A 25166-nucleotide genomic window follows, 5' to 3' on the forward strand; every position below is an offset into this window, starting at 1 on the left:
GCAATCGTGATGGCGGGCTTTCGGACGATGATGCGGACGAAGGCCGAAGAGAGCTGGAGAAGGGTGCGTGGGCGATGTCGGTCGCCGAGTCCGGTGGGGCACAGGTCAAGTCCGCGGTACGGACGGTGGAGCTCCTCGAATACTTCGCGGGGCGCCCCGGCATGCACTCGCTGGCCGCCGTCCAGGAGGCGGTCGGCTACCCCAAGTCCAGCCTCTACATGCTGCTGCGCACCCTGGTGGAGCTGGGCTGGGTGGAGACGGACGCGACGGGCACCCGGTACGGGATCGGTGTCCGTGCCCTGCTGGTGGGCACCTCGTACATCGACGGCGACGAGGTCGTGGCCGCCGCCCGGCCCACCCTGGACCGGCTCTCCGACGACACCACGGAGACCATCCACCTGGCCCGCCTCGACGGGACGAACGTGGTCTACCTCGCCACCCGCCAGTCCCAGCACTATCTGCGCCCCTTCACCCGGGTCGGCCGCAGGCTGCCCGCCCACTCCACCTCGCTCGGCAAGGCGCTGCTCGCCACCCACACCGACGAGCAGGTCCGCAAGATGCTGCCCGAGTCGCTGCCCGCGCTGACCGAACACACCATCACCGACCGCGAGAAGCTCATCGAGGAACTGCGGCTGGTCCGCGAGCGGGGCTACGCGGTGGACCGCGAGGAGAACACCCTCGGTCTGCGCTGCTTCGGCGTGGCGATCCCCTACCGGACGCCCGCGCGCGACGCGATCAGCTGCTCGGTGCCGGTCGCCCGGCTCACCCCCGGGCACGAACAGACGGTGAAGGACGCCCTGCTCGACGCCCGGGACCGGCTCACCCTCGCGACCCGGAGGCTCTGATGGCCGAGGTCGTCCTGCGAGCGGTCCAGGACGGTGATCTGCCGCTGTTCTTCGCCTGGATGAGCGACCCGGAGGCGACCCGCGTCGCCGCGTTCACCCCCGAGGACCCCACCGACCGCGCCGCGTTCGACGCCCACTGGGCGCGGCTGCGCGCCGGGTCCGGCGGGGTGGTGATGCGCACGGTGGTGGCCGACGGTGCGGTGGTGGGCCACGTCGGGGCGTACGGGGACCCCGGCGACCGCCAGGTCACGTACTGGATCGGCCGTGGGCACTGGGGCCGCGGACTGGCGACGGCGGCCCTGCGGGCGTTCCTCGACGAGACCCCCACGCGCCCGCTGCACGCGCGGGCGGCGGCCGACAACCTCGGCTCGCGCCGGGTGCTGGAGAAGTGCGGCTTCGTGGTGACCGGCAAGGACCGCGGGTTCGCCCGCGCCCGGGGCGAGGAGATCGACGAGGTGCTGGTGACGCTCCGGGGATAGGGCCTTTCGTTCGGATCAGGTCGGGTCAGGGAGCGGGGGCTCGGGCCCGGGGAGGCTCTCCCCCGGATGGCGGAGGCGGATCGTCGCCGGGCAGGACGTGCGGGGCACGGCCGGCGCGGGAGCCTGGAGCCATGACAGCGAACCGGCCCTCCACAGCGCCCCCGCCCGCCCCGCACCACGCCGGGACGGGCAGGACACCTCCGTACCGCACCACACCGCCCGAGACGCCCCCGTACCGCGTCAGCAGGGCGCGGGTCGTGCTCCGGGCGGTCGCCATGGTGTCCTGTCTGCCCTACATCGCGCTCAAGATCGCCTGGATGGCGGGCAGTCAGCTCGGTATCCCGGACGGCAGCGCGCTGCTCGACGGCGGCACCACGCTGCGCGTCGCCAACGGGGCCACGGTGCTGATGGACGGCGCCGTCATCGTCCTCGCTCTGCTGCTGACCCGGCCCTGGGGCAAGCGGGTGCCCGCCTGGCTGCTGGTGCTGCCGATGTGGGTGGCGAGCGGTCTGCTGCTGCCGATCATGACGGGCTTCCCGATCCAGATGGTCCTTGGGCTCTTCGGCGGTGGCGACGGGCGGCCGGTCGGCGAGGGGAGTTCCGAGGCGTTCCTGGACCCGTGGGTCTTCGGTGTCGTCTACGGCGGCTTCATCGTCCAGGGCCTCGCCCTCGGCAGCCTCTTCGCGCTGTACGCCAAGGAGCGCTGGGGCCATCTGTGGCAGGGGAAGCTGCGGGATCTGCCGGACGGCCCGACCACGCCCGCCCTGCGCGCGACCGCTGTCGCCGTCGCTCTGGCGGCCCTTCTCCCCGGCGTCACGCACCTGTTGTGGGTCTCCGGTTCGACCGCCGGGCTCAACCCGGGCCGGGCCGCGGCCCGCACCAGCGATTTCTACGTACTGGAAGCCGTCAGCCTGCTCTTCGTGGTGGCCACCGCCGTCGGGGTGCTCCTGCTCGCCTTCCGGCGTACCGGCCGCCTCTCCCTGCGGCTGCCGCTCGTCCTGGCCTGGGCCGGTTCGTCGGCGACGGCCTGCTGGGGCGGCTGGTTGAGCGTCACCGGTCTGATCGGCGCGGGCGAAGCGGCGGACCGGCCGATGCCGGCGACGACGACGGTCTACGCTGTCCAGATGCTGGCCGGGGCGCTCGTCTTGACACTTGGCGCGTACTTCTTCGCGGAGCGCGCGGCGGCTTCCGCGCTGCCCGCGGCCGCCGATGCCCCTGCCCCTGCCCCTGCCCCTGCCCCTGCCACGTCGTCCGACAGCCGGGTGTCATGAGGGCGGTCGCCCCGCTGTTCGGCCGGCGGGCGCGGCTGCGCTGGCTGCATCTGATCATCGGCGGCGCGCTGCTGATGCCGTACTTCCTGGTCAGCACGGTCCTGGTCGGCATGATGAGCGGTGGGGAACAGCTCTTCTCCTCGCTGCCCGCCCAGTTCGCCGCCTTCGTCCTCGCCCTGCCGATGGCGGCGGTCACCGGCTTCTTCGCCCTGGTCCGGCCGCTGTCCGTGGCCGCCGCCCGCGCCCTGTGCGGGGTCCCGCCCGCCCTGCTGGCCGACGGGCCCGCCCGGACCCGGCAGGCCCGGGGGCGGGCGGCCGGCTGGTACACCCTGCATCTGGCGCTCGGCGGGATCGTCAGCGGGATCACGCTGGCACTGCCGCCGTTCGCGGTGACGGTGGCCGCCCTGCCGTTCTTCGCGGGGCTGCGCGACACCTGGATGTACGGCGGGCCCGATGCGCTGCGGGAGCCGTGGGCCCTGGCCTTCGCGCCGCTCGCCGGGCTCGCGATGCTGGTGGCGATGGCGCTGGTGGCGGCGGCGGCCGGGGAGCTGCTGGCCCGGCGGGCCCCGGCTCTGCTGGGGCCGACCCCCGAGGACCGGCTCGCCGCCGCCGAGCGCCGGGCCGCGGACCTGGCGGTGCGCAACCGGCTCGCCCGGGAACTGCACGACTCGGTCGGCCACGCGCTGAGTGCCGTGACCCTTCAGGCGGGGGCGGCGCGCCGGGTCCTGGACCGCGATCCGGAGTTCGTCCGCGAGGCGCTGACCGCCATCGAGGAGACGACACGGCGGACGGTCGGCGAGCTGGACTCGGTGCTGGGGCTGCTGCGGCAGGACGGAGAGCCGGACGAGGGCGGGGAAGCGGCTCACGGGCCGGGGCTGGACGCGCTCGACGGGCTGCTGGCGCACTGCGGGGTGCCGGTGGCGTACGAGCGGGAGGGCGATCCCGGTGACCCGGACAACGTGGACCCGGCGGTCTCGCGGGAGGCGTACCGGATCGTCCAGGAGGGGCTGAGCAACGCATCGCGGCACGGCGGGGGCGGCCCGTCCCCCGTGCGGCTGCTGATCGCGGTACGGGAGAGGGAGCTGGAGATCGTGATGGAGAATCCGCTGGGCGGACAGCCCGCCGTGGCACGCCCCGGGGGCGGTCGCGGGCTGCGCGGCATCGCGGAGCGGGCCGTCCTGCTGGGCGGCCGAACCGAAGCGGGACCGTACGACGGCAGCTGGCGGCTGATTGCCCGGCTGCCGCTGACGGTGCCGGGCGCCGCGCCGGGCGCGGTACCGGGGACGGACTGGCGGAGGACCCCGGGAACGGCCGGGCGGACGGAGGAGCGGCGATGAGCGGGGCTTCGGTGCGGGTGGTGCTGGCGGACGACGAGCGGATGGTGCGTACGGCGCTGCGCGCGATCCTGGACGCCGAGGAAGGCATCGAGGTCGTCGGGGAGGCCACCACCGGTGCGGAGGCCGTCTCCGTGGTGCGGGAGCTGCGGCCCGACGTGGTGCTGATGGACGTGCGGATGCCGGAGATCGACGGCATCCGGGCCACGGAGCAGATCCTCGCCACACTGGAGGACCCGCCGAGGATCGTCGTCGTGACGACCTTCGAGAACGACGCGTACGTGTACGAGGCCCTGCACGCCGGAGCGGCCGGGTTCCTGCTGAAGCGGGTGGCGGCCGAGGAACTGGTGCAGGCGGTACGCCTGGTGGCGTGCGGCGACTCGCTCCTCTACCCGGCGGCGGTTCGCACGCTGGCCGCCGAGCACGCCGCGCGGCAGGCGCCCGGGGCCCCGGCGTGGGTGGCGAGGCTGACCGGGCGGGAGGCGGACGTGCTGCGGCTGATGGCGGCGGGGCTGACCAACGCGGAGATAGCGGGGCGGCTCGCGGTGGGCCCCGCGACGGCGAAGACGCATGTGGCGGCGGTCCTCGCGAAGACCGGCGCCCGGGACCGTACCCAGGCGGTCATCGCGGCGTACGAGTCCGGTTTCATCACCCCGGGCTGAGGGTCGCGGCGGCGCACGGGTCCGGATTCACCACCCGCGCCGACCGACGCGGCGGCCTGGGCCGCGTGGATGAACTCCGCTCCGTACGGCGCCGGTACCTGTCCGCCGAAGCTGCCCCGCGCCTTCGCCACCACCACCGCCATCCAGGTCGCGGACGACGCCACCCTCTCCGCCATCTTCTCCGCCCGCAGTACCGAGAGCCCCTCTTCGTGGCCCGCTGCCTCCGGCTTCGGGACCTTCAACGGGAGTCGGGCCTTAGGGCATTCGCCCGATGCCGCCGGACCGCCTTACTCCGCAGCATGAGCCGCACGGCCCGCACAGCGCGGGTGCGGAGTGGGGAGCGGCATGGGCGGTTCGGCGGTGGTGCGGGTCCTGCGGGACCGGACGGCGGGGCGTTGTCTGGCGGGGGTGGTCGTCTCCGGGTTCGGCACGTCGGCGTTGTGGCTCACGGCGGGGATCTGGGGCAGGTCGCTGACCGGGTCGAACAGTCTGGCGGCACTGACGGTGTGCGCGATGTGGGCCCCGGTGCTGGCCGGGCCCGCGCTCGGCGCGCTCGCGGACCGGCTGCCCCGGAAGGCGCTGCTGGTACGGCACCCAACGCGGTGGCCCTGGCACTGGGGGCGGGGCTCGTCGCGGTGGTGGACGTACGGGTGCTGACGGCGACCGGAGGGGCGGCGGGGGTGCTGGCCGCGGTGCTGCTGGCGGCAGGGGCACGGCGACGGCACCGCGGCGCCCCCGCGTCGACGTCCGCCCCCGCCGCACCCCGGTCGTGAGCCCCCGCCTCACCCCAGCCGTGAAAGCGCGGCGGCGACCGCCTCCAGGTCCGGGCCCGAGGCGAGTCCCGCGTGGTACAGGCGCAGTTGGTCCGCGCCGAGCGAGGCGGCGTGGGCCGCGTCCCGCTCCAGGGTGCGGGGGCTTCCGCCCATCCCGGCGACGACCCCGAAGTTGGCGGCACGCACCCCGCCCCGGCCGGCGAACGGCCCGAGGACCGCTTCCCTGGCGGCGTCGGGCCCGGTGCAGGGCAGCACCACGCCGTCGGCCACGGCGAGGATGTGGTCCACCTCGACGCCGACGTTGGCCCCGGTGCGGTACGCGACCGGGTCTGCGTGCAGCAGCACCTGGAAGCCGGGCGGAGCCGCGGCCCGTACGGCGGCGACGGCCGCTTCCTGGAACGCGCGGGCGGCCCGGCCGCGCCATCGCAGGGTGGCGTCCGCGTGTCCGGGCCCGAGCAGCTTCTCGATGCCGTCCCGGCCCGACTCCGGGGAGCCGGCGCCGGACCAGGCCGGTTCCAGGGCGCGGCGGACGGCGGCGGACAGTTCGCCGGGGTCGACGCCCGTCTGCCCGTACCCCTCGCGGCATTCAGGACAGAAGCACAGCGACATCAGGTACTGCGCCGCGTCGCCGAGGCCCACGCCGGCGACCTTGTCGTGTGCGTGCAGATGGGCGAAGCCGTACCAGCCGCAGGACTCCAGTTCCGTACCGCGCGTTCCGGGCCGGGCGGCGGCCTCCGCCGCGAGATCCACGAGGTACGCGCGCACGGCGGGGCGGGCGATGCAGGGGGCCCACGGGTAGCGGTCCCCGTAGGCGTTGACCACCGAGGTGTCCGGGTGCTCCGCGCCGAGCCGCGAGCTGTGCGCGAGGACCACCCAGCTGTGCACTTCCAGACCGGCGGCGGCCAGCGCTCCGGCGGCCTCCCCGTACGGATCGTCGCCGGCCGTCCAGCTCTGGCGGTACGGGGCGAGGGCCCGCCCCGCCCAGAGTTCCGGGTCCGGCGGGTATACGCACCGCGCCGACGTCCAGGCCCTGGAAGCCGACGTCCAGGCCCTGGAAGCCGACGTCCAGGCCCTGGAGCCGGACATCGCCCTTGACCGCGGACACGGCGCACCCGCGGCCCTTGGCCCGCAGTTCGACGAGCGGCCGGGAGAAGTGGTCGAGCAGCGCGTTGGCCAGGGCGTCGTCGCCGGAGTCCAGGGCCCGGAAGACGTCGATGCCGACGGTGCCGTCCGGCCCGAACGCGGTCACGGGGAAGAAGAGCGGCCCGGCGACTTCGCTGAGCCGGGCGGCAAGGGGGGCTGAGGCCACGGTCGCTCCCTGAGCAGATACAGGCGTGCACAATTCTGATCGGTGTACATATTCCTGAACAGCCCAACGCTAGGGCAGCCTCCGAGGGCAGGTCAAGGCGGACGTATTCTCCCCGCACCGAGCCGCCCGGAAGGGGCCGCCGGGGCGGGGCGGCGGAAATCCGGGCGACGCGGGCGCGGCCGGGCGGGCAGGATACGGGCATGCCGAGACCTTCCGGATTCCAGTACGAACAGCACAGCGACCAGAGCGTCACCATCACCCACCACAACCGCCCCGCGGGCACCCTGCGCGGCGGCCGGGCGCAGAAGTTCCTCGCCGAGGTGACATCGGGCGACGCTCAACTGGTGATGGCCCGCTGGACCGGCGCGTACAGGCACGGCAACGAGCGCACCGCCCGAAACCACCCGCGCAACCGCCGCTGAGGGCACTTCGACGGCCATGGTCCGGACGGCCGAAGGTAAGGGAACGGCAAAGCCGGGTCGTTCGTTACCCCGTGCATGACCGCTATGACCCCCGGCTCGAACATCCCCCTCTCCGCCGCCCGCGTGGCGGTGGACGTCGCCGCCCCGGTGCGGCTCGACGTCTCGGGCCTGCTGCTCACCGCCGACGGCAAGGTGCGCTCCGACGACGACTTCATCTTCTACAACCAGCCCTCGGGCCCCGGTGTGACCTATCGCTCCGGCGGGGGCTCCGCACCCGACGCGATCGTGGTGGACACCGCGGCCGTCCCGCCGGGCATCGAGAAGATCGTCGTCACCGCGAGCCCGGACGCCGCCGACCAGACCTTCCAGGGCATCGAGCCCACCGCCACCGTGCGCGACGCGGACGACGGCAGTGCGCTCGCCACCTTCACCCCGCCGCAGCTGGGCGCCGAGACGGCGCTCGTGGTCATCGAGGTCTACCGGCGCAACGGTGCCTGGAAGGCCCGCGCGGTCGGCCAGGGTTACGCCAACGGGCTGGCCGGGATCGCCACGGACTTCGGCGTCTCGGTCGAGGAGCCCGCGGCCCCGGCCGCCCCGCCGGTGCCGGTCGCCCCCGCCCCGGTAGCCCCCGTCGCCGCACCCCTCGACCCGCGGATCGCCCCGCCCGCTCCGGCCGCTCCCCCGGCGGCCCCCGCCGCGCCCGCGGGCTCCGGGAAGATCAACCTGGACAAGGGCCGGGTCAACCTCCAGAAGAACCAGACCGTGTCCCTCGTCAAGGGCGGCGCCCCGCTGCTCTCGCGGGTCAGGATGGGCCTGGGCTGGGAGCCCGCGTTCCGCGGCAAGGACATCGACCTGGACGCGTCGGTGATCGCCTACGGCCCCAACCGCAATCACCTGGACAGCTGCTACTTCGGCAAGCTGGCCATCCTGAACGGGGCGATCAAGCACTCCGGGGACAACCTCACCGGTGAGGGCGCGGGCGACGACGAGGTGATCGTCGTGGACCTGGGCCGGATCCCCGCCGAGGCGACGGGCCTGGTCTTCACGGTGAACTCGTTCACCGGCCAGAAGTTCAACGAGGTCGCCAAGGCCTACTGCCGGCTGATCGACGACGCGTCCGGCGAGGAGCTGGTCCGCTTCGACCTCACCGGCGCCGAGCCGCAGACCGGCGTGATGATGGCCAAGCTCATCAAGCAGTTCACCGGCGAGTGGGAGATGACCGCGATGGGCGAGTTCGTGAAGTCGCGCACTGTGCGGGGCATGGTGAAGCCCGCTGCCAAGTCCCTGTAGCCGCCCGTGGGCCCTCGCCGGGAGGGGGCCCGGGGGCCCCGGCCGGCGGGGCCGCGACGGAGTCCGGAGCGCCTGAAGTGATTCAGGTGCCCCGGATCCGGAGAAGGCGGACGCTGCTCGTGCTCGTCTCGCGTCTCAGAGCTTGGTCAACTTGGAGTACGGGCTCAGGATCCTTCCCTGTCGCCCCGAGAAGTCGATGAGGACTGCGTCATTGTCGCCCTCGACAGCGAGAATCCTGCCGAGCCCGAACTGGTCGTGCGACACCCTGTCGCCCACATCGAAGCATTCGACCGGTGGGGCCTCCTGGGCCGGGCGGTTGAAGGGACTGGAAGGCAGGTGACGCCGGGATCCGGCTGACTGTTTCATTAAGTCGAGTATGCGCCCTGTGAAGGCCCGACGCCATGCCCGCCGGGGCCCGGGGCCCCAGAAGTGCCGGATTCGTAATCAGCGCTCACCACGGCCGGTCAGCGCTTCCTCCCGCCTCCAGCAGCGGAACCACGCGGAACGCCGGGTCGGAAAGACCCCCGAACGTGTGGCGGTTTCCGTCACCGGACGGGGCGTGCCCGAGCCGGTACCCGGCCCGATTCCAGGTGCGGACGGGCACCGCGTCAGGAACGCTCCGGGTCGCGTCGCCACGGCGCGTGTGCGCGGCCTGCTCATCGGTGACGACGAGGACGCCGTGGTGGCCCCGGTAGGGCCGCCGCACCGCCTCGACCGTGGTTCGTGCCGCCCAGGCCGCCGAAGTGGCCCAGGCCCCGGGACGGCCGTGGCATCGGCCCGGTTCGGCCGGGAGCGCCCGGAGAGCGGCGCGGCCGCCGAACCGGAGCGGTCGATCAGGACCGGGGTGCGGCCGGGCAGCGCGGGGACCTGGCCCAGCGACTGCCCGAGGGCCTCCTCCGGCGGGTGGGCCCAGCGCAACGACGGCGCGGGGCTCCCTGAGTACCCCGGTGTTCAGGTCGCGCTCAACCGCCCGCGCGCGAGCGGGCCTTGAACGCCGCCTTGCGGGCTTCCTTGGCGGTCTTCTTGTCGCTGTGCAGCCGGCCCATGGCCTCCAGCACATCGGCGGTGGCCGGGTGGTCGACGCGCCAGACCTCGTCGAAGAAGCCGTTGTGCTGCGCGGAGAGCCCCTCGACGAGGCCCTGGAGTTCGTCCAGCTCGCCGTCCACGTCCAGTTGGGCGGCGATGGTGTCGACGGCCAGCCAGAAGATCATGTCCTCCGGCGGGGCGGGCACGTCGGCGGCGCCGCGCTCCGCGAGCCAGACGCGGGCCAGGCCGCCCAGCTCCGGGTCGCCGAGCACCGAGCGTACGGCAGGCTCCGCCTCGGGGCCCGCCACGGCGAGGGCCTGCTGACAGTGGAGGCGGCGCAGCGGCGCGCCCTCGTCCGAACCGCGCGCGGCGGCCAGCAGCTCGGCGGCCGCCGCTGCCGCGCCCTCGGCGCCGTATCCCGCGAGCCAGAGCTTGACCTCGGCGCGGGCGGCGGATTCCGGGTAGTGGGCGATGCCGTCGAGGAGGACGTCGGCGCCCTTGCCCGCGAGGTCGCCGACGGCGGGGGCGTCCACCCCGGCCTCCAGCATCCGGGCCCGGACGCCGTAGAGGCCGAGGGGGGTGAGCCTGACCATGCCGTACCGCGTGACGTCCTCGTCGTCGGCCCCGGCGGCGGAGTCGTCCGCGGATTCGCCCTCCTCCACCAGCAACGCCTCGTCGACCGGCCGGTATTCGACGATCCCGATGGGTTCGAGCAGCCGGAACTGGTCGTCGAGGCGCATCATCGCCTCCGACACCTGCTCCAGGATGTCGTCGGTGGGCTCGCCCATGTCGTCGGGGACGATCATCGACGCGGCGAGGGCGGGCAGCGGGACCGGTCCTTCGCCCGCGCCGTTGTCCGCGAGGGTCAGCAGGTAGAGGTTGCCGAGGACGCCGTCGAGGAACTCCGCCTCGGCCTCCGGGTCCCAGTCCAGGGCGTCGAAGTCGATCGAGCCGTCCTCGCCGACGAGGTCCGCGAAGTCGTCCAGGACGGGCGCGGTGGCGTCGGCGTGCACGGCGTCCAGGCCGTCGAGCCAGATGCCCAGGACGTCCTGCGGGGAGCCGCCGGTGAGCAGGGCCAGGTTCTCACCTGCGGCGACAGTGCCGTCGCCGTCCTCGGCCCCTTCCTCGGGGTCGGTGACGTCGAGGAGGCCGGTGTCCACGGCGAGCCGCCAGGCCTCGCCGGCGTACGCCGCGCCGTCCTCGTCGGCCGGGAGAGCGAGGTGCTCGGCGGCCGCGGGCAGCTGCGCCTCGACGAGTTCGCCGCCCGCGCCGACCCGGGTGTCCGGTCCTGCCCAGCGGGCGAGCCTGACGGCGCGGACGAACAGCGGAGCGGCGAGCGCGTCCCGTGCCAGTTCGGCCTCGGAGTGCAGCCGCACCGGCGGCAGGGAGGGGCGCTCTGCGGACATCGGAGGTTCTCCTCGGTGCGTGCTCGGGGGCATACGGAGTGCGTACGCGGTTCAGAGCCTGTCGGGTGACCTTCGATCGGAAAGCGGACGCGGCATGGTGCGTGCGATTCCAAGGCGCCGGAATGTCCTCGTAGCGGAGCTACTAGGGCATTTCGGCAACGCCGGAAGCGTGCGTGCCAGGGCGTGGCCGCCCGGTCAGAGGTCACCCGACAGGCTCTCGCGTCCAAGCCTAGACGCAATGCACCGGCCGCCGCCCGCCGCTTCACCGCATACCGCCCGCCGCACTTCTGTCCGCCGTCCCGGCCCGCCGCCGCGGCCCGACACCCCGGCCTTCCGCCCCTGCGTTCGATCACGTCAGAAGAAGTCGTCGCCCCTCCCGACTCTTCAGCATCCCTTGCCGGTCACCCCAAGAAGATCTAAGTGGACCTGCATGATTGCGGGAGCCGACACTTCGGGCATGACCGCCACCGCACCGCGCCCCTTCGGCCGCACGCTCTGTGCCATGATCACGCCCTTCACCGCCGCCGGAGCCCTGGACCCGGACGCCGCCCGTGCGCACGCCGCACGCCTGGTGGCGGAGGGCTGCGACGGGATCGTCCTCAGCGGCACCACGGGCGAGTCCCCCACCACGACGGACGCCGAGAAGTCCGCTCTGCTGCGGGCCGTCCGGGCGGAGGTCGGCGACGCGGTGCCGCTGCTCTCCGGCGTCGGCGGCCCGGACACCGCGCACACCCTGCGCCTCGCGCGGGAGGCCGAGGAGGCGGGCGCGGACGGGCTGCTGGTGGTGAGCCCGTACTACAGCCGCCCGCCGCAGGCCGCCGTCGAGGCGTACGTCCTGCGGGTCGCGGACTCCACCGGCCTGCCGCTGATGCTGTACGACATCCCCGGGCGTACCGGCACCCGGATCGAGCCGGAGACCCTGCTGCGGCTGGCGGAGCACCCGCGGGTGGTGGCGCTGAAGGACTGCTCCTACGACCTGCTCGGCTCGACGAAGGTGATGGCCCGCACCTCGCTGGCGTACTACTCGGGCTGCGAGGAGCTGAACCTGCCGCTGTACGCGGTGGGCGGCGCGGGCTATGTCAGCACGGTCGCGAACGTGGCCCCGCGCCCGGTGCGGGCGCCGCTGGACGCGTTCGACGCGGGCCGGACCGACGAGGCGGCCCGGCTCAACGGGCTCACGGTGCGCCTCACCGAACTGATGATGGCGAGCGGCCTCCCGGGAACCGTCACCGCGAAGGCGCTCCTGGACGCGGGACCGGTCCGGGAACCGCTGCAGCCCGCCGGGCGCGGGGCGACCGACGGGCTGCGTGCGGCGTACGAGGAACTCCTCGCGGCCTGAGAAGGGGCCGGGCTCTAGTTGTGGGCGTGCAGGACGTCGTTGAGGCCGCCCCACACCGCGTTGTTCGGGCGGGCCTCGACGGTGCCGGTGACCGAGTTGCGGCGGAAGAGGATGTTGGAGGCGCCGGACAGCTCGCGGGCCTTGACGATCTGGCCGTCCGGCAGCGTGACGCGGGTGCCGGCGGTGACGTACAGACCGGCCTCGACGACGCACTCGTCGCCGAGCGCGATCCCGACGCCCGCCTCCGCGCCGATGAGGCAGCGCTCGCCGATGACGATGCGGACGTTGCCGCCGCCGGAGAGGGTGCCCATGGTGGAGGCGCCGCCGCCGATGTCGGAGCCGTCGCCGACGACGACGCCCGCGGAGATCCGGCCCTCGACCATGGAGGTGCCGAGCGTGCCCGCGTTGAAGTTGACGAAGCCCTCGTGCATGACGGTGGTCCCGGCGGCGAGGTGCGCGCCGAGCCGGACCCGGTCGGCGTCGGCGATGCGTACGCCCTTGGGGGCGACGTAGTCCGTCATCCGCGGGAACTTGTCGACCGAGGTGACCTGGAGGTGCAGGCCCTCGGCGCGGGCGTTGAGCCGCACCCGCTCCACGTCGTCGACGGCGACCGGACCGAGCGAGGTCCAGGCGACGTTGGCGAGCAGCCCGAAGAGGCCGTCGAGGTTCTGGCCGTGCGGCCGGACGAGCCGGTGCGAGAGCAGGTGCAGACGCAGGTAGGCGTCGTGCGCGTCGAGCGGCTTGTCGTCGAGCGAGGAGATGACCGTGGACACGGCGACGATCTCGACGCCGCGCCGGGCGTCCACGCCGATGGCCCTGGCGGCGCCCTCGCCGAGCAGGTTGACGGCCTCGTCCGGAGTCAGGCGCGTCGTACCGGCCGGGCCGGGGTCCGAGGTCAGCTCGGGGGCGGGGAACCAGGTGTCGAGGACGGTGCCGTCACCGGCGACGGTGGCGAGGCCGGCGGCGACGGCGCCGGTGGTGCGGGCAGAACCCTGGGAAGTCGTGTCGGTCATGAACAGCAACCTAACCGGCCGGGGCCCGCTCGGGCGAACCGGTCTCAGCATGGGGCCCCCTTCCTTCCGCCCGCGCCCGCTCCCCCGGTCCGGGCAGCCGCCGCGCCGCCAGCACCGCGGCCCCGGCACCCGCCGCGAGCAGGGCGCAGAGCGGCCAGAGCAGGGCGGGAGCGGCGGCGTACAGGGCGGCTCCGAGCGGTGGGGCGAGCACCTGGCCGCTGATCGAGGCACCGGCGTACAGGCTCTGGAAACGGCCCTGGGCGTGGCCGGGCGCCTGGTCGGCGACATAGGCGGTGGCGGGGGTCTTGTAGAGGATCTCGCCGAGGGTCAGTGACAGCATCATGGTGACGGCGAAGAGCCCGCCCGCGCCGGGGATCAGGACGGCGTAGCCGAGCCCGACGAGCAGGAGCCCGACGCCGACGAGGCCGAGCGGGGCGCGCCGGCGCAGGACGTGGGCGGCGGGCAGTTCGAGGCAGAGGATGACGCCGCCGTTGATGGCGAGCAGCCAGCCGTAGAGCTGGGTGGAGTGCCCGTGGTCGGCGAGGAAGACCGGCAGCGTCGAGTACTGCTGCCGGTAGACGAGGTCGACCAGGACGATCGCGGCGAGCAGCACCAGGACGGCGGGTCTGGCCCGCAGTTCGCGCATGAGGCCGGGAGCGTCCGGGTCGTGGGCGGGTGCGGAGTGGGCGCTGCCGCGGGCGGGCAGGATCCGGGCGGCGTAGAGGGCGAAGAGCAGGGTGCCGATGCCGTCGGCGACGAAGAGCCAGTCGTACGAGAACCGGGTGGCGATCAGCGCGCCGAGCGGCGGGCCGACGGCGAAGCCCCCGTTGGCGGCGAAGCGGGTGAGGGCGAAGCTCTGGCGGCGGCTGCCGCCCTCGGGGACGGAGACCGCGACGAGGGCCGCGTTGGCGGCGCGGACGACGCCCGCGGCGTACTGGGCTGGGGCCTTCCGTTCGGATCAGGCCGGATCAGGGAGCGGGGTCCGGTGCGTGCAGCTGCAAGGCGGAGGAGGGAGTCACTGCGGAGCATTGGCGACTGACGACAACGTCGGAGGGGGCCCCTCCCTGCTCGAGCGAAGCCGAGAGCTTGGGGGAGTGCGTGCCGAACCCCGCGAGCCCGGCATGATCCGAACGAAAGGCCCGAGGGGGAGCACCGCGTACAGCGCGGCGACCGGCAGGACGGGCAGGACGACGAGCGCCGTCCCGCTGACGCAGGCACCGGTCAGCAGGGCGCGGCGATGACCGAGGCGGTCTCCGAACCAGCCGCCGGTGAAGTTTCCCGCGACCAGGCCGACGCCGCCGATGCCGCTGATCACTCCGGCCTGGGTGACGGACAGGCCACGCGGCCCGACGAGGTAGACGAAGAGATAGACGAAGGTGAAGCTGACGACGGCGTTGAGGAACGCCCCGAGCGCCAGCAGCCGTACCGTCCGCGGAACACCGCGCACCATGCCCATCCCCGCTCCCCCACACACACCCTTAGCGAGTTCCTTATGGGAACGGACTATGGCAGCATGATTCCATCGGGGTCAACCGAAGGACCCCGGGCAGCGCGGGGCGGACAGCGGCCACAACCGGAGGAACGACCATGCCCCAGCGCACCAGCCTGGCCGGCGCCGGCTGCTCGATCGCCCAGGCTCTCGACGTCGTGGGCGACTGGTGGACGCTGCTGATCGTGCGGGACACCGCGCGCGGTGTGCACCAGTTCGACGCGCTCCAGCAGGAGCTGGGCGTCTCGCGCAAGGTGCTGACCGAGCGGCTGCGGCTGCTGGTCGACGCGGGGGTGCTGGCGCGGGAGCCGTATCAGGACCGCCCGGTCCGGTACGAGTACCTCCTCACCCCGCGCGGCCGGGCGCTGCTGCCCGTACTGATCGCGCTCCAGGACTGGGGCGACACCTGGGTGCTGGGGGAAGGGGAGACGATGGCGACGACGGCGGAGGCCTCACGGGAGGCGGCCCGGGTGCGGGCGCTGCGGGGGACGCGGCTGCCGGAGCTGCTGCTGACGGGGGACGACGGAGAGCCGCGCGACCCGGTCGCCGGCACCCCGTACACCGTCCTGTACTGCTTCCCCAGCGCCTACGCCCGCCGCGACGCCTACCCGCCGGGCTGGGCGGGGATCCCGGGGGCGAGCGGCTGCACCCTCGAATCGTGCACGTACCGCGACCAGCTGGCCGATTTCACGGCGGCGGGCGCGACCGTGCACGGGGTGTCCGTGCAACGCCCGGACGAGCAGCGCGCGTTCGCGGAGAAGGAAGGGCTGCGCTTCCCGCTGCTCTCGGACGCGGATCTGACGCTGACGGCGGCGCTGCGGCTGCCGACGTTCCGGGCGGCGGGCGTGAGCAGGCTCAAGCGGCTGACGCTGGTGGTGGACCGTGAGCGGACGATCCGCGAAGTGCTGTACCCGGTCACGGACATCGAGGCGAGCGTGCGCGAGGCCCTGGAAGCGGTCCGCCGCCGCCCGGCGGACTGAGCGGGGCGCCCGCGACACCGGTTCAGGCGCAGGCACGGCTCAGGCGGGTGCCGCCTCCGGCGCAGGCGCGGCCCCGGCTCAGGCGGCTACCGCCTACGGCTCAGACGCCGCCGTCGACGATCCGGCCCAGCATCTCGCGGGTGCAGGGCGCGTCGAACGTGCCGCCGGTCAGCAGGACCTGGAGGCAGACGCCGTCCATCAGCGCGACGAGGGCCCGCGCGGTCTCCGGGTCGGTGCGCCGGGACAGCAGCTCGACGGCCTCCTCGGTCCACTCGGCGGCGACGGGGCGCAGCGCGGGGCGGCGCAGGGCCGCGAGATACAGCTCGTACTCCAGCTCGATCGCCCCGCGTTCGCCCGCGAACCACTCCTCCAGCAGCCGGGTCAGCTCCTCCGCGAGGCCGACGGACGCGGCGGATCCGTCAGGTCCGGCGGATATGGGCCCCGGCGCGGCCAGGACCTCGCTGCCGCGCAGGGCCTGGACGAAGTTCTCGTTGCACCGGCGCAGGGCGGCGACCAGGAGTTCGTCGAGGGAGCCGAAGTGGTACGTGGTCGAGCCGAGCGGCACATCGGCCTCGGCGGCCACGGTGCGATGGCTGAGCCCGGCCAGGCCGTCGGCCGCGATCACACGCAGCGCCGCGTCGATGATCCGCGTCCGCCGCTCGGGGTCGTACCGCCGGGCCATCAGTGGGCCCCTCCCAGATTGAGGACGACGACCCCGACCACGATCAGGGTGATGCCCGTGATCTTGGCCAGGCCGCTGGACTCCCCCAGGAACAGGATCCCGATGAGGGCGACGGCCGCGGTGCCCACGCCGGCCCAGATGGCGTAGGCGGTGCCCACAGAGAGCGTCTTGAGGGTCTGCGCGAGCAGCGTGAAGGCGATGAGATAGCCCACCGCGGTGCCGAGCGAGGGCCAGAGCCGGGTGAAGCCCTCGCTGTACTTCATGGCCGTCGTCCCGGCCACCTCCGCCGCGATGGCGGCGGCCAGCAGTCCGTATGCATATCCCATGTGTACGACTGTACCCAACGTTGCGTACGGCCGTACATATCATCGGGCCGCGCCGGGGAAGCTACGGTGTGCCGACCGACAACACGGCCCGCCGGTGCGGGCCGACGACGCGACGGAGACGCAGTGGCGCAGGACGCAGGGTGGGGCGGCGGCCCGTACGGGGGCGCACCTCACGGTGGGGGGCCCTTCCACGGGGGCGCGCAGAGACCGGACGGCGGCTGGAACGGCGGGTGGGCCGCACCGCCCAGGCCCGGGGTGATACCCCTGGCGCCGCTGAGGATCTCGGACATGCTCAGCGGTGCCTTCTCGACGCTCGGGCGGTACTGGAAGCCGCTGACCGGCGTGGCCCTGACGCTGTTCGGCGCGGCGGCGCTCGTGATGATCGTCGCACTGGTGGTCGCCGGCTCCGCCGTCGCGACCCACTGGGACGAGCTGACCACCGGCTCCCCGGACGCGGCGCAACTGGTCCCGCTGGGCGTCGCGTTCGGCGTGCTGATGATCATCGGCGTCATCGTCTATCTGCTGGCGTCGGCCGTGGTGCAGGCAGCGGTGCCCGTCGTCCTCCAGGAAGCCGTCCTGGGCCGCCCGATCCGCTTCGGCGCCGTCTGGAGCCGTGCGTGGTCGCGGGTCTGGTCCATCATCGGCACGGTGTTCCTGACGGGTCTGATCGCGGTCATCCCGATGGCGCTCTTCATGACCGCCATCGCCGGGCTGACGATCTACACCGTCTCGCTGGGCGACGAGGACGGCGTCGTGCCGCTGATCGCGGCCGGCGTCATCGGCACGCTGCTCGTCGCCCCCGTGGCGGTCTGGCTCTGGGTGCGGTTCTCCCTGGCCCCGACGGTCGTGGTCTTCGAGAACCAGCGCCCGGTCGCCGCCCTGCGCCGCTCGGCCCAACTGGTGCGGAACAGCTGGTGGCGGGTCTTCGGCGTCGGGCTGGTCGCCTACGCGCTGGCGTCCATGATCGGCTACATGATCCAGATGCCGTTCCAGATGGCCGGCCTGCTCCCCGGCCTGTTCGACCCCGCCGACGTGGACGCCGACCCGAGCGGCGGGGAGATCGTGGCCCTGTTCGGCGGCCTGGTCCTGCTGTCGTTCGTCAGCCAGCTGATCGCCCAGCTGTTCACGGCGGTCTTCCCGCCGCTGGTGATCGGTCTGCTGTACGTCGACCGCCGGATGCGCACGGAGAACCTGGGCCCGGTCCTGGCAGAGGCGGCTGCGCAGCCCCTGCCCGAGCAGTACGGCCCGCCGCCGCCCGCCCCCGCCTGAGCGCGGAGGGCCGGGCGGCCGGTCCCAGCCGGTCCGAGCCGGTACCAGCCGATCCGAGCCGGTCTCAGCCTGCTCCCGGCCGGTCCGAGCCGGTCTCAGTCGGTCAGGGTCCGCTTGGGGCGCAGCACGCAGAACTCGTTGCCCTCCGGATCGGCCATCACCACGAAGGTGGCGTCCGGCCCCTGCCCGACGTCCACCCGCCGGGCGCCGAGCGCGATGATCCGCTCGACCTCGGCGTCCCGGTCGTCGGGGGTGAGATCGATGTGCAGCCGGTTCTTGACGGTCTTCCCCTCCGGCACGGGGAGGAAGCACATGCCCGGCAGCGCGGTCTCGTGGGCGCCGATGACGATCTCCTCCTCGTCCTCGAAGAGCACCTGCCAGTCCAGCACCGCACTCCAGAAGCGGGCCATGAGCGGCAGGTCGTGGGAGTCGACGGCGATGTGGTACATACGAACGGCCATGCCCGCCAGTGTGCCTGGCGGGCATGGCCGTTCGCCACTTTGCCCGGGGGATATGCCGGAACCCCGGGGACGTGTCGGAGAGCTGTCCGGGACGCGTCAGAGCTGTCCGGGAGTGTCAGACGTTGAAGCCGAGCGCGCGCAGCTGCTCGCGTCCGTCGTCGGTGATCTTGTCCGGGCCCCACGGCGGCATCCAGACCCAGTTGATCCGGAGTTCGTTGACGATGCCGTCGGTGGCGGACTTCGCCTGATCCTCGATGACATCGGTCAGCGGGCAGGCCGCGGACGTCAGGGTCATGTCGAGGGTGGCGATGTTGGCGTCGTCGACGTGGATGCCGTAGATCAGGCCCAGGTTGACGACGTCGATGCCCAGCTCGGGGTCGACGACGTCGTACAGCGCCTCGCGGACCTCCTCCTCGGAGGCCGGCTTCATGGTCGCGGTCTCGTTGTCGCTCATGCGGTCTTCCCTTCGGACAGCGCCTTGGCCGTCGCGTCCTTCCACGCCATCCAGCTCAGCAGCGCGCACTTGACCCGGGCGGGGTACTTGGAGACGCCGGCGAACGCGACGGCGTCCTCCAGCACCTCCTCCATCGCGTCGTCCGGCTCCAGCTGGCCCTTGGACTGCATCAGCTCCAAGAAGGTGTCCTGGATCTTCTGTGCCTGGGACAGCTCCTTGCCGACGAGCAGCTCGTTCAGCACGGAGGCGCTGGCCTGGCTGATGGAGCAGCCCTGGCCCTCGTAGCTCACGTCGGCGATGGTCTCGCCGTCGTACTTCACCCGGAGCGTGATCTCGTCGCCGCACGTCGGATTGACGTGGTGCACCTCGGCGTCGCCGTCCCGCAGGCCGCGCCCGTGGGGGTGCTTGTAGTGGTCCAGGATCACTTCCTGGTACATGGATTCCAGCTTCACCTGTCAGCCCTCAGCCGAAGAAGTTCCGGACGTGCTCCAGACCGTCCACCAGGGCGTCGACCTCGGCGGGCGTGGAGTACAGATAGAACGACGCTCGCGTCGTCGCGGGAATTCCGTACCGCAGGCAGACCGGCCGCGCGCAGTGGTGACCGACCCGGACGGCGATGCCCAGCTCGTCGAGGACCTGGCCCACGTCGTGCGGGTGGATGTCGCCGAGCGTGAAGGAGATCGTCGCCCCGCGGTCCTCGGCCGTCGCCGGACCGATGATCCGCAGGTCCGGGACCTCCAGGAGGCGCTTCACCGCGTACTCGGTGATCGCCTTCTCATGCTGGTAGATCTTCTCCATGCCGATCGCCGAGAGGTAGTCCACGGCCGCACCGAGGCCGACGGCCTGGGCGATCGGGGGCGTACCGGCCTCGAACTTGTGCGGCGCCGGAGCATACGTCGACGAGTGCATCGACACGGTCTCGATCATCTCGCCGCCGCCGAGGAACGGAGGCAGGTCCTCCAGGAGCTCCTGCCGTCCCCACAGCACGCCGATGCCCGTCGGGCCGACCATCTTGTGGCCGGTGAAGGCCACGAAGTCGGCCTGGAGGGCCTGCACGTCGAGCACCATGTGCGGGGCCGCCTGCGAGGCGTCGATGCAGACCAGCGCGCCGACCTGCTGGGCGCGGCGGATGATCTGCTCGACCGGGTTGATCGTGCCCAGGATGTTGGAGACCAGCGTGAAGGAGACGATCTTCGTCTTCTCGGTGATGATCTCGTCGATGTTGGACAGGTCGAGGCGGCCGTCGTCGGTGATGCCGAACCACTTCAGCTTCGCGCCGGTGCGCTGCGCGAGCAGCTGCCACGGCACGATGTTGGAGTGGTGCTCCATCTCCGTGGTGACGATCTCGGTCTCACGGTCCACCCGATAGGGCTCGTCCGCCCAGCCGAGCATGTTCGCCACGAGGTTCAGCGACTCCGAGGCGTTCTTCGTGAAGATCACCTCGTCGCGGCTGGGTGCGTTGATGAAGGCGGCGACCTTGTCGCGGGCGCCCTCGTACAGCGCGGTGGCCTCTTCGGCGATCGTGTAGACGCCACGGTGCACGTTCGCGTTGTGGCGCTCGTAGTACGTGTTGAGCGCGTCGAGGACCTGGCGCGGCTTCTGCGAGGTCGCCGCGGAGTCCAGGTAAACGATCTTCTTGCCGTCGTGGACCGTACGGTCCAGGATCGGGAAGTCCTTGCGGATCGCCTCTGTGTCGAGGAGGCCGGTGAGCCCCTGTCGGGCGTCAGTCACGCGGAAGCGCCACCCTTCGTGTAGGCCTCGTAGCCCTCGTTCTCCAGCTGGTCGGCCAGCTCGGCACCGCCGGAGGCCGCGATACGGCCGTTGGCGAAGACGTGCACGAAGTCGGGCTTGATGTACTTCAGGATGCGGGTGTAGTGCGTGATCAGCAGGGTGCCGACCTCGCCGCTCTCGCGGACCCGGTTGACGCCCTCGGAGACGGTCTTGAGCGCGTCGACGTCCAGGCCGGAGTCGGTCTCGTCCAGGACGGCGATCTTCGGCTTGAGGAGCTCCAGCTGAAGGATCTCGTGGCGCTTCTTCTCACCGCCGGAGAAGCCCTCGTTGACGTTGCGCTCGGCGAAGGCCGGGTCCATCTGGAGCTCGGCCATCGTCTCCTTGACCTCCTTGACCCACGTACGCAGCTTGGGGGCCTCGCCGCGGATGGCGGTGGCGGAGGTGCGCAGGAAGTTGGAGACCGAGACACCGGGGATCTCGACCGGGTACTGCATGGCGAGGAACAGGCCGGCGCGGGCCCGCTCGTCGACGGACATCTCCAGGACGTCCTCGCCGTCCAGGGTGACCGTGCCACTGGTGATCGTGTACTTGGGGTGACCCGCCAGCGAGTACGCGAGGGTGGACTTGCCGGACCCGTTGGGGCCCATGATGGCGTGGGTCTCGCCCTGCTTCACGGTCAGGTCGACGCCCTTGAGGATCTCCTTCGTGGCGTTGTCGGCCTCGACGGTGACGTGCAGGTCGCGGATTTCAAGCGTTGCCATGGGTGACTCAGGACTCCTGGGTGACGGAGACGAGCACATCGTCCCCTTCGATCTTTACGGGGTATACGGGGACGGGGCGCGTCGCGGGAAGGCCGGACGGCTTGCCGGTGCGGAGGTCGAACGACGATCCGTGCAGCCAGCACTCGATCGCACAGTCCTCCACCTCGCCCTCCGAGAGGGACACGTTCGCGTGCGAGCAGATGTCGTTGATCGCGAACACCTCGCCCTCGGTGCGGACGACGGAGACGGGTGTGCCGTCGAGCTCCACCCGCTTGGGGGTGTCGTCCTCCAGCTCACTCAGCGCACAGGCTTTGACGAAGGACATCAGACGGACGCCTTCAGCTCGGCCTCGATCTTCTCGATGAGGCGCGCTTCGACGTCCGGCAGGCCGATCTGCTGGACCAGCTCGGCGAAGAAGCCGCGCACGACGAGACGGCGGGCCTCCTCGGCCGGGATGCCGCGGGACTGGAGGTAGAAGAGCTGCTCGTCGTCGAAGCGGCCGGTCGCCGAGGCGTGGCCTGCGCCGACGATCTCGCCGGTCTCGATCTCCAGGTTGGGCACGGAGTCGACCCGGGCGCCGTCGGTGAGGACGAGGTTCCGGTTCATCTCGTAGGTGTCGGTGCCCTCGGCGGCGGCCTGGATGAGGACGTCGCCGATCCAGACGGCGTGCGCGCCGTCGCCCTGGAGGGCGCCCTTGTACACCGCGTTGGACTTGCAGTGCGGGGTGTTGTGGTCGACCAGGAGGCGGTGCTCCTGGTGCTGGCCCTTGTCGGTGAAGTACAGACCGAAGAGCTCCGCCTCGCCGCCGGTGGACGCGTAGGCGACCCGGGGGTGCAGGCGCACCACGTCGCCGCCGAAGGTGACGACGATCGACTTGAACGAGGCGTCCCGGCCGACCAGCGCGTTGTGCTGGCCGACGTGGACGGCCGTGTCGTCCCAGTCCTGGACGGAGACGACGGTCAGCTTCGCGCCGTCGCCCAGCACGTAGTCGACGTTGGCGGCGAGCACCGCGTCACCGGTGTGGTCGATGACGACGACGGCCTCGGCGAAGGCACCGAGCTGGATGAGCTGGTGGCCGTAGGCGACGCCGCCCTCGCCGTGCACGGCGATCCGGATCGGCTCGGTGAGCACGGCTTCCTTGGCGACCGTGACGATGGAGGCCTGCTCGAAGGAGCTGTACGCCTGGGCGGCGACCCGGTCCACCGGGGTGCCGGCCTTGCCGAGCCGGGAGTCGTCGCGGCCGACGGTCTCCACCGTGACGCCCTCGGGGGCCTCGATGGCGACCTTCACGCCTCCGCCGTTCGCTACGGCGGTTCCGTCGTGCAGCCCGCGCAGCCGCTCCAGCGGCGTGAAGCGCCACTCCTCCTCGCGGCCGTGCGGGACGGGGAAGTCCGCGACGTCGAAGGACGGGGGTGCGCTCATACGGGTGGCGACGGTCGACTCGGCGGCCACCGCGATGGAGCCGGCGGTGGTGGAGCCCGCCGGAGTGTTCTGAGCCTCAGCCATGGCTGTCGTAGTGCTCGCTTTCTTCAGTCAAGAACTCGGGGAATTCGGTGGGGCGGGGACGGCCGCGGACGGCCGTCCCGGTGGTCCTCGGGTGAGGACCTAGCCGACCGAACCCTCCATCTGCAGCTCGATCAGCCGGTTGAGCTCCAGGGCGTACTCCATGGGCAGCTCCTTGGCGATCGGCTCGACGAAGCCGCGCACGATCATCGCCATCGCCTCGAACTCGGTGAGCCCGCGGCTCATGAGGTAGAAGAGCTGGTCCTCGGAGACCTTGGAGACGGTCGCCTCGTGGCCCATCGACACGTCGTCCTCGCGGACGTCGACGTAGGGGTAGGTGTCCGAGCGGGAGATCGTGTCGACGAGCAGAGCGTCGCAGAGCACGTTGGACTTCGCGCCCGGCGCGCCCTCGCCGATCTCGATCAGTCCGCGGTAGGACGTGCGGCCGCCGCCCCGCGCCACCGACTTGGAGACGATGTTGGAGGAGGTGTTCGGGGCCATGTGGACCATCTTGGCGCCGGCGTCCTGGTGCTGGCCCTCGCCCGCGAAGGCGATGGACAGGGTCTCGCCCTTGGCGTGCTCGCCCATCAGGTAGACCGCCGGGTACTTCATGGTCACCTTGGAGCCGATGTTGCCGTCGACCCACTCCATGGTCGCGCCCTCGTAGGCCACGGCCCGCTTGGTGACCAGGTTGTAGACGTTGTTCGACCAGTTCTGGATGGTCGTGTAGCGGCAGCGGCCGCCCTTCTTCACGATGATCTCGACCACGGCGCTGTGCAGCGAGTCCGAGGAGTAGATCGGGGCGGTGCAGCCCTCGACGTAGTGGACGTAGGCGTCCTCGTCGACGATGATCAGCGTCCGCTCGAACTGGCCCATGTTCTCCGTGTTGATACGGAAGTAGGCCTGGAGCGGGATCTCCACGTGGACGCCCTTGGGCACGTAGATGAACGAGCCCCCGGACCACACCGCGGAGTTCAGCGAGGCGAACTTGTTGTCACCGACGGGGATGACGGTGCCGAAGTACTCCTTGAAGAGCTCCGGGTGCTCCTTCAGCGCGGTGTCGGTGTCCATGAAGATGACACCCTGCGCCTCCAGCTCCTCGTTGATCTGGTGGTAGACGACCTCGGACTCGTACTGCGCGGCGACGCCGGCGACGAGGCGCTGCTTCTCCGCCTCGGGGATGCCGAGCTTGTCGTACGTGTTCTTGATGTCCTCGGGCAGGTCCTCCCAGGAGGCCGCCTGCTTCTCCGTGGACCGCACGAAGTACTTGATGTTGTCGAAGTCGATGCCCGACAGGTCGGAGCCCCAGTTCGGCATGGGCTTCTTGCCGAAGAGCTTGAGGCCCTTGAGACGCAGCTTCAGCATCCACTCGGGCTCGTTCTTCTTGTCCGAGATGTCGCGGACGACAGCCTCGGACAGACCGCGCTTCGCCGCCGCGCCTGCCGCGTCGGAGTCGGCCCAGCCGAATTCGTACGTACCCAGACCCTCGAGCTCAGGGTGGGCAGTCTCCGTGGGGAGCGTCATGCGGGGTTCCTCCCGGCCGTGCTTGCAGATGCTGAATGGGTGGTCTGTGGGGGTGCGGCGTGGCCACTGCGTGGCACGTAGGTCGTGCACACACCGTCGCCGTGGGCGAGGGTGGCCAGACGCTGCACATGGGTCCCGAGGAGGCTGGAGAAGAATTCCGTCTCCGCCTCGCACAGCTGTGGGAACTGCTCGGCGACATGCGCCACCGGGCAGTGGTGCTGGCACAGCTGCTCGCCCTGCTGGGGGCCCGGCGCGCTTCGCGCCGTAGCAGCGTACCCGTCGGCGGACAGGGCCCTGGCGAGGGCCTCGGTGCGGCCCCCGGGCTCCGCCGCCTCGACCGCGGCGCGGTACGCCTCGCCCGTCGCGGCCATCCGGGCGCGGGCGAAGGCGATGACCGCCTCGTCCCCGCCGGACTCGGCGATGAAGCGCAGGGCGTCGGCGGCCAGCTTGTCGTAGGACTGGTCGAAGGCGTCCCGGCCGCAGTCCGTCAGGGCGAACACCTTGGCGGGCCTGCCGCGGGTCCGCGCCCCGTAGACCCGCTGTTCACGGGCTTCGACGACATCGTCGGAGACGAGGGCGTCGAGGTGGCGGCGGACGGCGGCCTGGGTGAGGCCTACGCGCTTGGCGAGATCGGCGACGGTGGAGGGGCCGTGGTCCAGAATGGAGCGCGCGACCCGGTTGCGCGTCGAACGCTCACCGGTCGCGAGTTCCTCCTGAGGAGCCCGTCCGTCGTATTTCACAACACCATTGTTGCGTAATTCATTCGCCCCTGACAACCACGGTCCGGAATGATCTACGGTGTGGTTCGTCACTTAGG

General features: G+C 72.0%; 24 protein-coding genes and 6 pseudogenes. 11 read left to right on the forward strand and 19 right to left on the reverse strand.

The features are described 5' to 3' along the window. The first annotated feature begins 74 nt into the window (after window positions 1-74). From ACGF2Y_RS26715 to ACGF2Y_RS26740, 6 genes and pseudogenes are all read left to right on the forward strand, one after another. Complete coding sequence (locus tag ACGF2Y_RS26715) at window positions 75-845, forward strand: IclR family transcriptional regulator (RefSeq protein ID WP_392952303.1); 771 nt, start codon at window positions 75-77, stop codon at window positions 843-845. Then, window positions 845-1324 carry a GNAT family N-acetyltransferase gene (locus ACGF2Y_RS26720; RefSeq protein WP_392952306.1) on the forward strand — a complete coding sequence of 160 codons (480 nt, stop codon included), beginning with the start codon at window positions 845-847 and terminating at the stop codon, window positions 1322-1324. The genes ACGF2Y_RS26715 and ACGF2Y_RS26720 overlap by 1 nt, the downstream gene beginning before the upstream one ends. A 131-nt stretch (window positions 1325-1455) precedes the next feature. Then, window positions 1456-2595 (forward strand): hypothetical protein, encoded by a 1140-nt coding sequence (locus tag ACGF2Y_RS26725; protein WP_392952309.1) that lies wholly within the window; start codon window positions 1456-1458, stop codon window positions 2593-2595. Next, window positions 2592-3932 (forward strand): sensor histidine kinase, encoded by a 1341-nt coding sequence (locus ACGF2Y_RS26730; RefSeq protein WP_392952311.1) that lies wholly within the window; start codon window positions 2592-2594, stop codon window positions 3930-3932. Before ACGF2Y_RS26725 ends, ACGF2Y_RS26730 begins: the two co-directional genes overlap by 4 nt. After that, entirely contained in the window at window positions 3929-4591 is a 663-nt protein-coding gene (locus ACGF2Y_RS26735) for a response regulator (RefSeq protein ID WP_392952314.1), read from the forward strand. The genes ACGF2Y_RS26730 and ACGF2Y_RS26735 overlap by 4 nt, the downstream gene beginning before the upstream one ends. 345 nt (window positions 4592-4936) lie before the next feature. After that, window positions 4937-5182 (forward strand): annotated as a pseudogene (locus ACGF2Y_RS26740) (MFS transporter); the annotation flags it as partial. A gap of 191 nt (window positions 5183-5373) precedes the next feature. Here ACGF2Y_RS26740 and ACGF2Y_RS26745 read toward each other — a convergent pair. Continuing rightward, window positions 5374-6381, reverse strand: a pseudogene (locus tag ACGF2Y_RS26745) (hypothetical protein); the annotation flags it as partial. 40 nt (window positions 6382-6421) lie between these two features. Next, window positions 6422-6613 (reverse strand): annotated as a pseudogene (locus ACGF2Y_RS26750) (5-dehydro-4-deoxyglucarate dehydratase); the annotation flags it as partial. A 260-nt stretch (window positions 6614-6873) separates the two neighbouring features. On the opposite strand from ACGF2Y_RS26750, the gene ACGF2Y_RS26755 reads away from it, so the two are divergent. Together ACGF2Y_RS26755 and ACGF2Y_RS26760 are read left to right on the forward strand one after the other, a co-directional pair. Next, window positions 6874-7095 carry a hypothetical protein gene (locus tag ACGF2Y_RS26755; RefSeq protein WP_392952316.1) on the forward strand — a complete coding sequence of 74 codons (222 nt, stop codon included), beginning with the start codon at window positions 6874-6876 and terminating at the stop codon, window positions 7093-7095. Window positions 7096-7170: 75 nt separating this feature from the next. Then, window positions 7171-8385 (forward strand): TerD family protein, encoded by a 1215-nt coding sequence (locus tag ACGF2Y_RS26760; RefSeq protein WP_392952319.1) that lies wholly within the window; start codon window positions 7171-7173, stop codon window positions 8383-8385. A 135-nt stretch (window positions 8386-8520) separates the two neighbouring features. Here ACGF2Y_RS26760 and ACGF2Y_RS26765 read toward each other — a convergent pair whose 3' ends face one another. The 3 genes and pseudogenes from ACGF2Y_RS26765 to ACGF2Y_RS26775 all read right to left on the reverse strand — a co-directional run bounded on the left by ACGF2Y_RS26765 (window position 8521) and on the right by ACGF2Y_RS26775 (window position 10817). Further along, window positions 8521-8751 (reverse strand): hypothetical protein, encoded by a 231-nt coding sequence (locus tag ACGF2Y_RS26765; protein WP_003969918.1) that lies wholly within the window; start codon window positions 8749-8751, stop codon window positions 8521-8523. Window positions 8752-8836: 85 nt separating this feature from the next. Beyond that, window positions 8837-9312 (reverse strand): annotated as a pseudogene (locus ACGF2Y_RS26770) (TROVE domain-containing protein); the annotation flags it as partial. 35 nt (window positions 9313-9347) lie between these two features. Beyond that, the gene (locus tag ACGF2Y_RS26775; RefSeq protein WP_392952321.1) at window positions 9348-10817 is read right to left on the reverse strand and encodes a hypothetical protein; all 1470 of its coding nucleotides are present in this window, start codon (window positions 10815-10817) and stop codon (window positions 9348-9350) included. 457 nt (window positions 10818-11274) lie between these two features. Here ACGF2Y_RS26775 and ACGF2Y_RS26780 point away from each other — a divergent pair, with 457 nt between their 5' ends. After that, window positions 11275-12156 (forward strand): 4-hydroxy-tetrahydrodipicolinate synthase family protein, encoded by an 882-nt coding sequence (locus ACGF2Y_RS26780; RefSeq protein WP_392952324.1) that lies wholly within the window; start codon window positions 11275-11277, stop codon window positions 12154-12156. A gap of 14 nt (window positions 12157-12170) precedes the next feature. On the opposite strand, the gene dapD is transcribed toward ACGF2Y_RS26780, so the two are convergent. From dapD to ACGF2Y_RS26795, 3 genes and pseudogenes are all read right to left on the reverse strand, one after another. Continuing rightward, window positions 12171-13169, reverse strand: coding sequence for a 2,3,4,5-tetrahydropyridine-2,6-dicarboxylate N-succinyltransferase (gene dapD / locus ACGF2Y_RS26785; RefSeq protein WP_392952327.1), 999 nt, complete (start codon window positions 13167-13169; stop codon window positions 12171-12173). A 10-nt stretch (window positions 13170-13179) separates the two neighbouring features. Continuing rightward, window positions 13180-14109: pseudogene (locus ACGF2Y_RS26790) on the reverse strand (MFS transporter); the annotation flags it as partial. Between the two features lie 201 nt (window positions 14110-14310). Beyond that, window positions 14311-14625, reverse strand: a pseudogene (locus ACGF2Y_RS26795) (MFS transporter); the annotation flags it as partial. A 131-nt stretch (window positions 14626-14756) separates the two neighbouring features. Between ACGF2Y_RS26795 and ACGF2Y_RS26800 the strand changes: the two are divergent. Next, window positions 14757-15638, forward strand: a complete 882-nt coding sequence (locus tag ACGF2Y_RS26800) for a winged helix-turn-helix transcriptional regulator (RefSeq protein ID WP_392952329.1) — start codon at window positions 14757-14759, stop codon at window positions 15636-15638. Between the two features lie 100 nt (window positions 15639-15738). Here the strand turns inward: ACGF2Y_RS26800 and ACGF2Y_RS26805 are convergent, their stop codons facing one another. Then, window positions 15739-16320, reverse strand: coding sequence for a TetR/AcrR family transcriptional regulator (locus tag ACGF2Y_RS26805; RefSeq protein WP_392952331.1), 582 nt, complete (start codon window positions 16318-16320; stop codon window positions 15739-15741). Next, window positions 16320-16646, reverse strand: a complete 327-nt coding sequence (locus tag ACGF2Y_RS26810) for a DMT family transporter (protein WP_392952333.1) — start codon at window positions 16644-16646, stop codon at window positions 16320-16322. Before ACGF2Y_RS26810 ends, ACGF2Y_RS26805 begins: the two co-directional genes overlap by 1 nt. Window positions 16647-16934: 288 nt before the next feature. On the opposite strand from ACGF2Y_RS26810, the gene ACGF2Y_RS26815 reads away from it, so the two are divergent. Then, entirely contained in the window at window positions 16935-17915 is a 981-nt protein-coding gene (locus ACGF2Y_RS26815) for a hypothetical protein (protein WP_392952336.1), read from the forward strand. A 95-nt stretch (window positions 17916-18010) separates the two neighbouring features. Here ACGF2Y_RS26815 and ACGF2Y_RS26820 read toward each other — a convergent pair whose 3' ends face one another. From ACGF2Y_RS26820 to ACGF2Y_RS26860, 9 genes are all read right to left on the reverse strand, one after another. Continuing rightward, complete coding sequence (locus ACGF2Y_RS26820; RefSeq protein ID WP_392952338.1) at window positions 18011-18376, reverse strand: VOC family protein; 366 nt, start codon at window positions 18374-18376, stop codon at window positions 18011-18013. Between the two features lie 115 nt (window positions 18377-18491). After that, the gene (locus ACGF2Y_RS26825; RefSeq protein WP_003969897.1) at window positions 18492-18830 is read right to left on the reverse strand and encodes a metal-sulfur cluster assembly factor; all 339 of its coding nucleotides are present in this window, start codon (window positions 18828-18830) and stop codon (window positions 18492-18494) included. Next, window positions 18827-19282: a Fe-S cluster assembly sulfur transfer protein SufU gene (sufU, locus tag ACGF2Y_RS26830; RefSeq protein WP_063804482.1), complete on the reverse strand. Its 456-nt coding sequence runs from the start codon at window positions 19280-19282 to the stop codon at window positions 18827-18829. The genes ACGF2Y_RS26825 and sufU overlap by 4 nt, the downstream gene beginning before the upstream one ends. Before the next feature lie 10 nt (window positions 19283-19292). Beyond that, window positions 19293-20561 carry a cysteine desulfurase gene (locus ACGF2Y_RS26835; RefSeq protein WP_392952341.1) on the reverse strand — a complete coding sequence of 423 codons (1269 nt, stop codon included), beginning with the start codon at window positions 20559-20561 and terminating at the stop codon, window positions 19293-19295. Further along, window positions 20558-21322: a Fe-S cluster assembly ATPase SufC gene (sufC, locus tag ACGF2Y_RS26840; protein ID WP_392952344.1), complete on the reverse strand. Its 765-nt coding sequence runs from the start codon at window positions 21320-21322 to the stop codon at window positions 20558-20560. The genes ACGF2Y_RS26835 and sufC overlap by 4 nt, the downstream gene beginning before the upstream one ends. A 7-nt stretch (window positions 21323-21329) precedes the next feature. After that, complete coding sequence (locus ACGF2Y_RS26845) at window positions 21330-21647, reverse strand: bifunctional 3-phenylpropionate/cinnamic acid dioxygenase ferredoxin subunit (protein WP_003969893.1); 318 nt, start codon at window positions 21645-21647, stop codon at window positions 21330-21332. Continuing rightward, window positions 21647-22828 carry a Fe-S cluster assembly protein SufD gene (gene sufD / locus ACGF2Y_RS26850; protein WP_392952347.1) on the reverse strand — a complete coding sequence of 394 codons (1182 nt, stop codon included), beginning with the start codon at window positions 22826-22828 and terminating at the stop codon, window positions 21647-21649. The genes ACGF2Y_RS26845 and sufD overlap by 1 nt, the downstream gene beginning before the upstream one ends. Window positions 22829-22927: 99 nt before the next feature. After that, window positions 22928-24349 carry a Fe-S cluster assembly protein SufB gene (gene sufB / locus ACGF2Y_RS26855; RefSeq protein ID WP_366388483.1) on the reverse strand — a complete coding sequence of 474 codons (1422 nt, stop codon included), beginning with the start codon at window positions 24347-24349 and terminating at the stop codon, window positions 22928-22930. Continuing rightward, window positions 24346-25089 carry a helix-turn-helix transcriptional regulator gene (locus tag ACGF2Y_RS26860; protein ID WP_392952352.1) on the reverse strand — a complete coding sequence of 248 codons (744 nt, stop codon included), beginning with the start codon at window positions 25087-25089 and terminating at the stop codon, window positions 24346-24348. The genes sufB and ACGF2Y_RS26860 overlap by 4 nt, the downstream gene beginning before the upstream one ends. Between the last annotated feature and the right edge of the window lie 77 nt (window positions 25090-25166).

This window comes from Streptomyces sp. NPDC048142 (assembly GCF_043202835.1).
In the GTDB taxonomy this organism is placed as follows: domain Bacteria; phylum Actinomycetota; class Actinomycetes; order Streptomycetales; family Streptomycetaceae; genus Streptomyces.

What these genes read in the sequence shown, in the direction of transcription:
- ACGF2Y_RS26715 (WP_392952303.1), top strand. Translation starts at nt 75, where the DNA reads ATGTCGGTCGCCGAGTCCGGTGGGGCACAGGTCAAGTCCGCGGTACGG.
- ACGF2Y_RS26720 (WP_392952306.1), top strand. Translation starts at nt 845, where the DNA reads ATGGCCGAGGTCGTCCTGCGAGCGGTCCAGGACGGTGATCTGCCGCTG.
- ACGF2Y_RS26725 (WP_392952309.1), top strand. Translation starts at nt 1,456, where the DNA reads ATGACAGCGAACCGGCCCTCCACAGCGCCCCCGCCCGCCCCGCACCAC.
- ACGF2Y_RS26730 (WP_392952311.1), top strand. Translation starts at nt 2,592, where the DNA reads ATGAGGGCGGTCGCCCCGCTGTTCGGCCGGCGGGCGCGGCTGCGCTGG.
- ACGF2Y_RS26735 (WP_392952314.1), top strand. Translation starts at nt 3,929, where the DNA reads ATGAGCGGGGCTTCGGTGCGGGTGGTGCTGGCGGACGACGAGCGGATG.
- ACGF2Y_RS26755 (WP_392952316.1), top strand. Translation starts at nt 6,874, where the DNA reads ATGCCGAGACCTTCCGGATTCCAGTACGAACAGCACAGCGACCAGAGC.
- ACGF2Y_RS26760 (WP_392952319.1), top strand. Translation starts at nt 7,171, where the DNA reads ATGACCGCTATGACCCCCGGCTCGAACATCCCCCTCTCCGCCGCCCGC.
- ACGF2Y_RS26765 (WP_003969918.1), bottom strand. Translation starts at nt 8,751, where the DNA reads ATGAAACAGTCAGCCGGATCCCGGCGTCACCTGCCTTCCAGTCCCTTC.
- ACGF2Y_RS26775 (WP_392952321.1), bottom strand. Translation starts at nt 10,817, where the DNA reads ATGTCCGCAGAGCGCCCCTCCCTGCCGCCGGTGCGGCTGCACTCCGAG.
- ACGF2Y_RS26780 (WP_392952324.1), top strand. Translation starts at nt 11,275, where the DNA reads ATGACCGCCACCGCACCGCGCCCCTTCGGCCGCACGCTCTGTGCCATG.
- dapD (WP_392952327.1), bottom strand. Translation starts at nt 13,169, where the DNA reads ATGACCGACACGACTTCCCAGGGTTCTGCCCGCACCACCGGCGCCGTC.
- ACGF2Y_RS26800 (WP_392952329.1), top strand. Translation starts at nt 14,757, where the DNA reads ATGCCCCAGCGCACCAGCCTGGCCGGCGCCGGCTGCTCGATCGCCCAG.
- ACGF2Y_RS26805 (WP_392952331.1), bottom strand. Translation starts at nt 16,320, where the DNA reads ATGGCCCGGCGGTACGACCCCGAGCGGCGGACGCGGATCATCGACGCG.
- ACGF2Y_RS26810 (WP_392952333.1), bottom strand. Translation starts at nt 16,646, where the DNA reads ATGGGATATGCATACGGACTGCTGGCCGCCGCCATCGCGGCGGAGGTG.
- ACGF2Y_RS26815 (WP_392952336.1), top strand. Translation starts at nt 16,935, where the DNA reads ATGCTCAGCGGTGCCTTCTCGACGCTCGGGCGGTACTGGAAGCCGCTG.
- ACGF2Y_RS26820 (WP_392952338.1), bottom strand. Translation starts at nt 18,376, where the DNA reads ATGGCCGTTCGTATGTACCACATCGCCGTCGACTCCCACGACCTGCCG.
- ACGF2Y_RS26825 (WP_003969897.1), bottom strand. Translation starts at nt 18,830, where the DNA reads ATGAGCGACAACGAGACCGCGACCATGAAGCCGGCCTCCGAGGAGGAG.
- sufC (WP_392952344.1), bottom strand. Translation starts at nt 21,322, where the DNA reads ATGGCAACGCTTGAAATCCGCGACCTGCACGTCACCGTCGAGGCCGAC.
- ACGF2Y_RS26845 (WP_003969893.1), bottom strand. Translation starts at nt 21,647, where the DNA reads ATGTCCTTCGTCAAAGCCTGTGCGCTGAGTGAGCTGGAGGACGACACC.
- sufD (WP_392952347.1), bottom strand. Translation starts at nt 22,828, where the DNA reads ATGGCTGAGGCTCAGAACACTCCGGCGGGCTCCACCACCGCCGGCTCC.
- sufB (WP_366388483.1), bottom strand. Translation starts at nt 24,349, where the DNA reads ATGACGCTCCCCACGGAGACTGCCCACCCTGAGCTCGAGGGTCTGGGT.